The organism is Mesorhizobium sp. M1A.F.Ca.IN.022.07.1.1, assembly GCF_003997575.1.
In the GTDB taxonomy this organism is placed as follows: Bacteria; Pseudomonadota; Alphaproteobacteria; order Rhizobiales; family Rhizobiaceae; genus Mesorhizobium.
In genome coordinates, this window is record NZ_RZST01000245.1 from 1 (window position 1) to 9148 (window position 9148).

Here is a 9148-nt window from a genome sequence, read left to right on the forward strand (position 1 = left end):
TGTCAGCCGGTTATGCCGATTATCTGATCCTTTCCTCGCACAAGATCGGCGGCCCGAAGGGCGTCGGCGCCATCGTCGCCCGGGCCGATCTGATGATGCCGAAGCCGCTGATCAAAGGCGGCGGCCAGGAAAAGGGCCATCGCGCCGGCACGGAGAATCTTGCCGGCATTGCCGGTTTTGGTGCCGCGGCGCGGGCAGCACTCGCCGGCCTGGAAGACATGGAAGCGGTCGCGCGCCGTCGCGACAATGTCGAAGCCATCGTCCGGGAGCTCGTCCCTGATACGGAAATCTTTGGAGCGGCAGCGCCAAGGCTTGCCAATACGACATTCTTCGCTATTCCCGGCGTCAAGGCCGAGACGGCGCAGATCGCCTTCGATCTCGCCGGTGTTGCGCTGTCGGCCGGTTCCGCCTGCTCGTCGGGGAAAGTCGGGCCAAGCCATGTGCTGAAGGCGATGGGCCACGGCGAGAGCCTTGGCGCATTGCGCGTCTCGATTGGCCGCGCTACCGGTGCCGAGGAAATCGAGGCGTTCCGGGCGGCTCTGGCGGGCATAGCCGCGCGTCGGGCTGGAAAAGAAAAGGCTGCCTGACGGCGGCAAGGCATCGGACGAGAGATCCCCGGCGGTTCTCCAAATCCGGTGTTCGAAAGACGAATTCAGGCCATCCGGCCTGGTAGAGCCGTGCGTTTGGTTTGGACGGATGAATTTCCGGCCAGAACGCACTATATGGAGCTTACTCCGCAGCCGAGTCCTTCCTGGGGCGCGTTTCTGCGGTGCCATAGTTTGAAAACTGCCGGGCCTTGACCCCGGCGTGGATGGAGAACGCTTATGCCTGCTGTGCAGGAGACGATCGATCGAGTCCGAAAGATCGACGTCGACCAGTATAAATACGGATTCCAGACAGAGATCGAGATGGATAAGGCCCCCAAGGGCCTGAGCGAAGACATCATTCGCTTGATCTCCGAGAAAAAGGGCGAGCCGGACTGGATGCTGGAATGGCGTCTGGGCGCCTATAGGCGCTGGCTGACGCTGGAAGAGCCGACCTGGGCGCGCGTCCACTATCCGAAGATCGACTTCCAGGACATCCACTATTACGCGGCACCGAAGAGCACGCCGGGACCGAAGTCGCTGGACGAGGTCGATCCCGAATTGCTCAAGGTCTACGAGAAGCTTGGCATTCCTTTGAAGGAGCAGGAGATCCTCGCCGGCGTGCAGAAGACCGACGCTTCGGAGCTGGAGGAGGCCAACGACAACGTCTACAAGTCCGGCCGCGTCGCAGTCGACGCCGTGTTCGATTCCGTGTCGGTCGTCACCACCTTCAAGAAGGAGCTGGCTCAGGCCGGCGTTATCTTCTGCTCGATTTCGGAAGCGATCCGCGAGCACCCTGAGCTGGTGCAGAAATATCTGGGCTCGGTCGTGCCCACTTCCGACAATTTCTACGCCACGCTGAACTCGGCCGTGTTCACCGACGGCTCCTTCGTCTTCGTGCCGAAGGGCGTGCGCTGCCCGATGGAGCTGTCGACCTATTTCCGCATCAACGAGAAGAATACCGGCCAGTTCGAGCGCACGCTGATCATCGCCGAGGAGGGGGCCTATGTGTCCTATCTCGAAGGCTGCACGGCGCCGCAGCGCGACGAGAACCAGCTGCATGCCGCGGTGGTCGAGCTGATTGCGCTCGACGATGCCGAGATCAAATATTCGACGGTGCAGAACTGGTATCCGGGCGACGCCGAGGGCAAGGGCGGCATCTATAATTTCGTCACCAAGCGCGGCGACTGCCGCGGCCACCGTTCGAAGATCTCGTGGACGCAGGTCGAGACCGGCTCGGCGATCACCTGGAAATATCCGAGCTGCATCCTTCGCGGCGACGATTCCAGCGGCGAGTTCTATTCGATCGCGGTTTCGAACGGCTATCAGCAGGTCGACAGCGGCACCAAGATGATCCATCTCGGCAAGAACACGTCGAGCCGCATCATCTCCAAGGGTATTGCCGCCGGCTTCTCGCAGAACACCTATCGCGGCCAAGTCTCGGCGCACCGCAAGGCGACCAACGCCCGCAACTTCACCAACTGCGATTCGCTGCTGATCGGCGACCAGTGCGGCGCGCACACCGTGCCCTACATGGAAGCCAAGAACGCGACGGCGAAGTTCGAGCACGAGGCGACGACGTCGAAGATATCCGAGGACCAGAAGTTCTACGTGATGCAGCGCGGGATTCCCGAGGAAGAGGCGATCGCGCTGATCGTCAACGGCTTTGTCAAGGACGTCATCCAACAGCTGCCGATGGAGTTCGCTGTAGAGGCGCAGAAGCTGATCGGCATCAGCCTCGAGGGTTCGGTCGGCTGACCGCAGAAGATATTCAGGAAAAAAATATGCTTGAGATCAAGAATTTGCATGCCCGCATCGTCGAGGACGGCACGGAGATCATCCGTGGCCTGAACCTGACGGTCAAAGCCGGCGAGGTCGCCGCCATCATGGGCCCGAACGGTTCGGGCAAGTCGACGCTGTCCTACATCCTCGCCGGCCGCGAGGACTACGAGGTCACCGAAGGCGACATCCTCTACAACGGCCAGTCGATCCTCGAAATGGATCCGGCCGAACGTGCCACCGCCGGCATCTTCCTCGCCTTCCAGTATCCGATGGAGATACCGGGCGTGGCGACCATGGAATTCCTGAAAGTCGCGATGAACGAGCAGCGCAAGGCGCGCGGCGAGGAGCCCCTGAAGGTTCCGGAATTCCTGAAGCGCGTGAAGGACGCCGCCGCTTCGCTCAACATGGACATGAACATGCTGAAGCGGCCGCTCAATGTCGGCTTCTCCGGCGGCGAAAAGAAGCGCGCCGAGATCCTGCAGATGAAACTGCTCGAGCCGAAGCTCTGCGTGCTCGACGAGACCGATTCAGGCCTCGACATCGACGCCCTCAAGATCGTCGCCGATGGCGTCAACGCGCTGCGCTCGCCGGAGCGCGCGATCGTCGTCATCACCCACTACCAGCGCCTGCTCGAGCACATCGTGCCGGACAGCGTGCACGTGCTCTACAAGGGCCAGGTCATCAAGTCTGGCGACAAGTCGCTGGCGCTCGATCTTGAAACCAACGGCTATGCCGGCGTGATCGGGCAAGCCGCGTGAGATGGGGCCAAGTGAGGCAAGAGCAATGAACATGCACGCACAGCCCCAGCGGACATTGGCCGAAACGGCGCTGATCGACGCCTTCGGCGAGCGGCTATCGCTGCTGCCCGGCGACGGCGCAGTGATGGTCAAGCGCGACGACGCGATCGAGGCGATCAAGCACGGCCTGCCGACGCGCCGCGTCGAATCCTGGCACTATACGGACCTGCGCCGGCTGCTGACCTCGGTGCCGGTCTTCGAGGCCGGGGACATCGCAAAGGCGCTCGATCCGGTCCTCGACGGTTCGGCCGTTCTGCCGGTGCTGAACGGCGTTTCGAGCGCCAAGGCTCCCGAGATCGAAGGCGTCACGGTGCAGCGCCTGTCGGAGAAGCTCACCGACGGCAGTATCGCGCCGGGGCTCGATCGCTATGGCGCCGATGACGCAATCGGCGCGCTGAACACGGCCTTCGTCGCCGACGGCTATTTCGTCGACATCGCCGACGGCACCGAGCTGGAAAAGCCGATCGAGCTGCAGAACCTCCAGGCCGGCGGCCAGACGCATGTGCGGCTCCTGGCACGTGTCGGTGCCGGCGCCAAGGCAATCATCGTCGAGCGCCAGACGGGCGAGGGCGGCGAAGCCGCGCTCGTCAGTTCGGTCAGCCAGCTTGTGGTCGGCGACGGTGCCGAGGTGACCTGGCTGATCGTGCAGGAGCAGCCGGACACGGCGACGCACCTTGCTCAGCTCAAGGCGCATATTGGGAAGGACGCGAAGCTGACGCTGTTCGTGATGAACGCCGGCGGCAAGCTGGTGCGCCAGGAAGTCGTGGTCAGGACGACTGGCGAGGGCGCCGATTTCAAGCTGCGCGGCATCAACCTTCTGGCCGGCGACACGCATACCGACACCACCATGGTGCTCGACCATGCCGTGCCGCACACCGCTTCGACCGAAGTGATCCGCAATGTTGTGACCGGCAAGGCGCGGGGTGTCTTCCAGGGTCGCATCAACGTGCACCAATACGCGCAGAAGACCAACGCCAAGATGGCGTGCAACACGCTGCTGCTGTCGGACGAGGGTGAGTTCTCGACCAAGCCGGAGCTGGAAATCTTCGCCGACGACGTCGTCTGCGGTCACGGGGCGACGGTCACGGAGATCGACCACAACCATCTGTTCTATCTGATGGCGCGCGGCATCGAGGAAAAGGCGGCTCGAGGGCTGCTGGTGAAGGCTTTCGTCGCGGAAGTGATCGAGGAACTGGACGACGAGGCGCTCGTCGATGCGCTCGAAGCGCGGCTCGACGCCTGGTTTTCGACGCACGGATAGCGCTTTCCCCTTCTCCTACTTGGGAGAAGGTGGATTGGCGCGGAGCGCCATGACGGATGAGGGGTGCTGGACGGAGTGAGGCGAAGCCTCGAAAGACCTTGTGATGGACCAGAAGATCGAAACCGCTCCCTACGACGTCGAGGCGATCCGCCGCGACTTCCCGATCCTGTCGCGGCAGGTCTACGGCAAGCCGCTGGTCTATCTCGACAACGGCGCCTCGGCGCAGAAGCCGCAGGTGGTGCTCGACACGATCCAGCACGCCTATTCCCAGGACTACGCCAATGTCCATCGCGGCCTGCATTTTCTGTCGAATGCCGCGACCGATGCTTATGAGAAAGCACGCGAGACGGTACGCCGCTTCCTCAATGCGCCGAGCACCGACAACATCGTCTTCACCTCCAACACCACCTCGGCGATCAACACGGTCGCCTATGGCTACGGCATGCCGAGGATCGGCGAGGGCGACGAGATCGTGCTCTCGATCATGGAACACCACTCCAACATCGTGCCGTGGCATTTCATCCGCGAGCGGCAGGGTGCGAAGCTGGTCTGGGTGCCGGTCGACGATCTCGGCGCCTTCCATATCGAGGAATTCGAGAAGCGGCTGACGAACCGCACAAAACTCGTCGCCATCACCCACATGTCGAACGCGCTGGGCACGGTGACGCCGATCAAGGAGATCGTGCGCATCGCGCATTCGCGCGGAATTCCCGTGCTCGTCGACGGCAGCCAGAGCGCCGTGCATATGCCGATCGACGTGCAGGACCTCGATTGCGACTTCTTCGTCTTTACCGGCCACAAGGTTTACGGTCCGTCCGGCATCGGCGTGCTCTACGGCAAGAAGCACATGCTGGAAGCGATGCGGCCCTTCATGGGTGGGGGCGAGATGATCGAGGAGGTGACGGAAGACATCGTCACCTACAACGAGCCGCCGCACCGTTTCGAGGCCGGCACGCCGCCGATCGTGCAGGCGATCGGGCTGGGCGCCGCGCTCGAATATATGGAAAAGGTCGGCCGCGAGCGCATCGCGGCGCATGAGGCGGACCTCAAGAATTACGCGCACGAGCGGCTGCGCGCCATCAATTCGCTGCGCATCTTCGGCGACGCGCCCGGCAAGGGCGCCATCATCTCGTTCGAATTGCAGGGCATCCACGCCCATGACGTGTCGATGCTTATAGACAGGCAAGGCGTCGCGGTCCGCGCCGGCACGCATTGCGCCCAGCCGCTGTTGAAACGCTTCGGCGTAACCTCCACATGCAGGGCATCGTTCGGCATGTATAACACCAGGGCCGAAGTCGACGCTTTGGCCGATGCGCTGGAAAAGGCGCGAAAGTTCTTCGGGTGACGACCATGGAAGATGCGAGCACCACCGCAGAAACCGCGCCGGAAACGGCCGGTAACGGCCTCGTCTCGGCCTCGGCGATCCCCGCCGATGAGCTGGCGAGGCTGACCGACGATATCGTCTCGGCGCTGAAGACGGTCTACGATCCGGAAATCCCGGCCGACATCTACGAGCTCGGCCTCGTCTACAGGATCGACATCGAGGACGACCGGACGGTCAAGATCGACATGACGCTGACCGCGCCGGGCTGCCCGGTGGCCGGCGAAATGCCGGGCTGGGTCGAGAACGCCGTCGGCGCCGTGGAGGGGGTTTCGGGGGTCGAGGTCAATATGGTGTTCGACCCGCCGTGGACACCCGACCGGATGTCGGAAGAGGCGCAGGTCGCGGTTGGATGGTACTAGCCAGCGACCCCACTAAGGTTGGCTGGATTGCAGCAAAGGTGAAACTTCACCATCTTAAAGGCAGACTCATTCCGCGGGCCTTGAACCCGCGCGAACGTGGAGAATGACATGGGACGCTTCGCCGTCATCACGATGACCGACAAGGCCGCGGACCGCGTGCGTGAGATCGTCGCTACGCGCGACAACGCGCATGGGATCCGCCTTGGCATCAAGAAGGGCGGCTGCGCCGGGATGGAATACACGGTCGATCTGGTCACCGAGCCGAACCCCAAGGACGATCATATCGAGCGCGACGGCGCGCACGTCTATGTCGCGCCGGAAGCGGCGCTTTTCCTGCTCGGAACCGAGATGGATTTCGAGCAGACGACGCTGCGAACCGGCTTCACCTTCAGGAACCCGAACCAGAGCTCGGCCTGCGGCTGCGGCGAATCCGTCGAGCTGAAGCCGGCCGATCTCAAGGCGCTGGCGGAGGCGCGCGCTTCAAGCGCTGCTTAGGTGAGCGCCGAGGCATATCGCTGGCGATGTGCCTGCTGTGACCAGGAGTTCACCGGACTTCCCACCGATATAGCCTTTGGCGCACCGGTGAATCCAGACGCGCTTGACGAGGTAGCTCGGTCGACCTTCCGCAAGAACGACGATTTTTGCGTGGTGAGCTACGCCACGGGGCAAACAGACCGCTTCATTCGTTGCCTGCTGCCCTTGCCCGTACCTCAGTTGTCCGAAGAGTTCTGTTTCGGTGTTTGGATGTCGGTCTCGGAAAGAAGCTGGAATGTCTATCGAGCCGGGTATGATAGCGGCCAATATGAGGACGAGCTCTGCTTCGGGTATTTGATGCACGACATTCCTGAATATCCGAGCTCGATGCACCTGCATGCCAATGTTGTGTTTCAGCCCGGCAATCTCCGTCCCAGGGTCTTTCTGCATGATGCAGACCACCCCTTGGTCGCCGCGCAGCGCGAAGGGGTGGGTGTGAGGCAGATCGAGCGCTGGGTTGCGCTAACCCATCGCTCTTAGATGCAGGCTTAGTCCACCCACAAGCCGGTGCGCTTGTGCCAGTCGGCGATCGATTCTTCGGGATAGAGCTCGAACACCTTGTCATTCCTGCCGATCGCCGGCTGGACCCAGCTCGCCTTGTATTTCAGCATCAGATGCACCTTTTCCGGCGGCTTCGGCAGGTCGCTGTCGATCGCCGAGGCGAAGGGGTGGACGAGGTCCGGCCAAGTCGGGTCGTAGAGCCAGAGCGCGGCGCCGCAATTCTTGCAGAAATTGCGCTCGCCGGTCGAGACCTCGCAGTGCGGATGCTCGTCGTCCTCGATCTCAGCGCGGTAGACGCCGAGATTGGGCTTGCCGGTGACCTTGAGCGTTCCGTTGTCGGCGCCGAGATTGATGGCAAAACCACCGCCGCCCTGCTGCTTGCGGCAGATCGAGCAGTAGCAGAGCATGAACGGCACGGGCGTGTGACTTTCCACCTCGAAGCGGACGGCGCCGCAGCGGCAGGAGCCTTTGAGCAGGACAGGCATGGCGCGAAACTCCATTTCATGTCTCAACCTGTCAGCATGCTGTTGGTTGCTGCGATGACAAGGCCCATGCTGGATGAGATGATTGCGGCATGGACAATGACCGCCTCGAAGAATTGTTCGAGAGCCTGGGGCCGATCAGCATCCGAAAACTGTTCGGCGGCAAGGGAATCTATTGCGACGGCGTCATCGTCGCGGTGGTCGTGCGCGGCGAACTGATGCTGAAGGCCGACGAGGAGACGATCCCCGAATTCGAGGCCGCCGGCTGTAGCCAATGGACCTATACCGGCTCGCGGCACGGCAAGGAGGTGGCGATGCCCTATTGGAGCGTTCCCGACAGCGCCTTCGACGATCCCGACGAAATGGCGGTCTGGGCGCGGCGCGCTTATGAAGCGGGGCGGCGCGCGGGCAGATAAGGCTTACAGCGCCTTCGCGATCTCCGCCGCCAGCCGCGCATTGTTTTCGACCAGCGCGATATTGGTCTTGAGGCTGCGGCCGCCGGTGAGCTCCAAAATCCACGACAGGAGGAACGGCGTCACGGCTTTGCCGGTGATGTTCTGCGCTTCGGCCGCCTTTTGCGCGGCCTGGATGTAGCCGTCCATCTCGGCTGCCGGGATCTCGTCGTTCTGCGGCACCGGATTGGCGACCAGTATGCCGCCGCCGAGGCCGAGCGCCTGCCGGATATGATAGAAATGCGCGATATCTTCAGGCGCATGCAACGTCAGCGGCGCGCGGAAGGGCGATTGCCTGGACCAGAAGGCCGGCATGGTCTCGCAGCCATGGCCGATGACTGGCACGCCGCGCGTCTCCAGCACTTCCAGCGTCTTTTCGATGTCGAGGATCGCCTTGGCGCCGGCCGAGACGACGACGACCGGCGTGCGCGCCAGCTCGTCGAGGTCGGCCGAGATGTCAAAACTCTTTTCGGCGCCCTTGTGGACGCCGCCGATGCCGCCGGTGGCGAAGACCTTTATGCCGGCCATGTGCGCGGCGATCATGGTGGCGGCCACGGTGGTGCCGCCGGTGCGCTTTTGGGCGACGGCAAAGCCGATATCGGCACGCGACAGCTTCATGGCGTCGCCGGTCATGGCAAGCGATTCGCGCTCGCCATCGGAAAGGCCAATCTTGATGCGTCCATCGACCACGGCGATCGTCGCCGGCACGGCGCCGCTCTCGGCGATGATCTGCTCGACCTTGGCGGCCATCGCGCCATTGTCGGGGTATGGCATACCGTGGGTAATGATGGTGCTTTCCAGCGCCACCACAGGCCGCCCGGCGGCAAGCGCCTCCGCCACTGGCGGATGAATGTCGATGAAGGGGCGGGCGGTTTCGGGCGTCATGTCCGTTCTCCACTCCGGAGAAAACACTCCGGCAAGATAGTTTGTGGCCCTATGCCACCACCCGTGCCTCGGGCACAAGGGCAAGCGCCTGGCCAAAACTGCCGGCGGTGAAAGACGGTACCGCCTC

11 protein-coding genes are annotated in these 9148 nt (G+C 62.8%); 9 read left to right on the forward strand and 2 right to left on the reverse strand.

The window, feature by feature from the left end; genetic code table 11:
• The 8 genes from EOA75_RS23030 to EOA75_RS23065 all read left to right on the forward strand — a co-directional run.
• On the forward strand, positions 1-587 hold a 587-nt coding region (locus EOA75_RS23030; RefSeq protein WP_127325244.1), incomplete at its 5' end, for an aminotransferase class V-fold PLP-dependent enzyme.
• 237 nt (positions 588-824) lie between these two features.
• Positions 825-2342, forward strand: a complete 1518-nt coding sequence (gene sufB, locus EOA75_RS23035; protein ID WP_067328280.1) for a Fe-S cluster assembly protein SufB — start codon at positions 825-827, stop codon at positions 2340-2342.
• A gap of 26 nt (positions 2343-2368) precedes the next feature.
• Positions 2369-3124: a Fe-S cluster assembly ATPase SufC gene (sufC, locus tag EOA75_RS23040; RefSeq protein ID WP_066995090.1), complete on the forward strand. Its 756-nt coding sequence runs from the start codon at positions 2369-2371 to the stop codon at positions 3122-3124.
• A 25-nt stretch (positions 3125-3149) separates the two neighbouring features.
• Positions 3150-4424 (forward strand): Fe-S cluster assembly protein SufD, encoded by a 1275-nt coding sequence (gene sufD, locus EOA75_RS23045; protein WP_095825251.1) that lies wholly within the window; start codon positions 3150-3152, stop codon positions 4422-4424.
• A 103-nt stretch (positions 4425-4527) separates the two neighbouring features.
• The gene (locus EOA75_RS23050; RefSeq protein ID WP_095780629.1) at positions 4528-5769 is read left to right on the forward strand and encodes a cysteine desulfurase; all 1242 of its coding nucleotides are present in this window, start codon (positions 4528-4530) and stop codon (positions 5767-5769) included.
• A gap of 5 nt (positions 5770-5774) precedes the next feature.
• On the forward strand, positions 5775-6167 hold the full coding sequence (locus EOA75_RS23055) for an SUF system Fe-S cluster assembly protein (RefSeq protein WP_066995299.1): 393 nt from the start codon (positions 5775-5777) through the stop codon (positions 6165-6167).
• A 108-nt stretch (positions 6168-6275) separates the two neighbouring features.
• Positions 6276-6662, forward strand: coding sequence for a Fe-S cluster assembly scaffold SufA (sufA, locus tag EOA75_RS23060; protein ID WP_066995098.1), 387 nt, complete (start codon positions 6276-6278; stop codon positions 6660-6662).
• Complete coding sequence (locus EOA75_RS23065; protein ID WP_127325245.1) at positions 6663-7181, forward strand: DUF2199 domain-containing protein; 519 nt, start codon at positions 6663-6665, stop codon at positions 7179-7181.
• 8 nt (positions 7182-7189) lie between these two features.
• On the opposite strand, the gene EOA75_RS23070 is transcribed toward EOA75_RS23065, so the two are convergent.
• A complete protein-coding gene (locus tag EOA75_RS23070) occupies positions 7190-7687 on the reverse strand; it encodes a GFA family protein (RefSeq protein ID WP_127325246.1) in 498 nt (165 codons plus the stop codon).
• An 89-nt stretch (positions 7688-7776) separates the two neighbouring features.
• Here EOA75_RS23070 and EOA75_RS23075 point away from each other — a divergent pair, with 89 nt between their 5' ends.
• Positions 7777-8100, forward strand: coding sequence for a TfoX/Sxy family protein (locus EOA75_RS23075; RefSeq protein WP_066995104.1), 324 nt, complete (start codon positions 7777-7779; stop codon positions 8098-8100).
• Between the two features lie 3 nt (positions 8101-8103).
• Here the strand turns inward: EOA75_RS23075 and EOA75_RS23080 are convergent, their stop codons facing one another.
• A complete protein-coding gene (locus EOA75_RS23080; protein ID WP_127240416.1) occupies positions 8104-9021 on the reverse strand; it encodes a pseudouridine-5'-phosphate glycosidase in 918 nt (305 codons plus the stop codon).
• Positions 9022-9148 lie beyond the last annotated feature (127 nt).

What these genes read in the sequence shown, in the direction of transcription:
- sufB (WP_067328280.1), top strand. Translation starts at nt 825, where the DNA reads ATGCCTGCTGTGCAGGAGACGATCGATCGAGTCCGAAAGATCGACGTC.
- sufC (WP_066995090.1), top strand. Translation starts at nt 2,369, where the DNA reads ATGCTTGAGATCAAGAATTTGCATGCCCGCATCGTCGAGGACGGCACG.
- sufD (WP_095825251.1), top strand. Translation starts at nt 3,150, where the DNA reads ATGAACATGCACGCACAGCCCCAGCGGACATTGGCCGAAACGGCGCTG.
- EOA75_RS23050 (WP_095780629.1), top strand. Translation starts at nt 4,528, where the DNA reads ATGGACCAGAAGATCGAAACCGCTCCCTACGACGTCGAGGCGATCCGC.
- EOA75_RS23055 (WP_066995299.1), top strand. Translation starts at nt 5,775, where the DNA reads ATGGAAGATGCGAGCACCACCGCAGAAACCGCGCCGGAAACGGCCGGT.
- sufA (WP_066995098.1), top strand. Translation starts at nt 6,276, where the DNA reads ATGGGACGCTTCGCCGTCATCACGATGACCGACAAGGCCGCGGACCGC.
- EOA75_RS23070 (WP_127325246.1), bottom strand. Translation starts at nt 7,687, where the DNA reads ATGCCTGTCCTGCTCAAAGGCTCCTGCCGCTGCGGCGCCGTCCGCTTC.
- EOA75_RS23075 (WP_066995104.1), top strand. Translation starts at nt 7,777, where the DNA reads ATGGACAATGACCGCCTCGAAGAATTGTTCGAGAGCCTGGGGCCGATC.
- EOA75_RS23080 (WP_127240416.1), bottom strand. Translation starts at nt 9,021, where the DNA reads ATGACGCCCGAAACCGCCCGCCCCTTCATCGACATTCATCCGCCAGTG.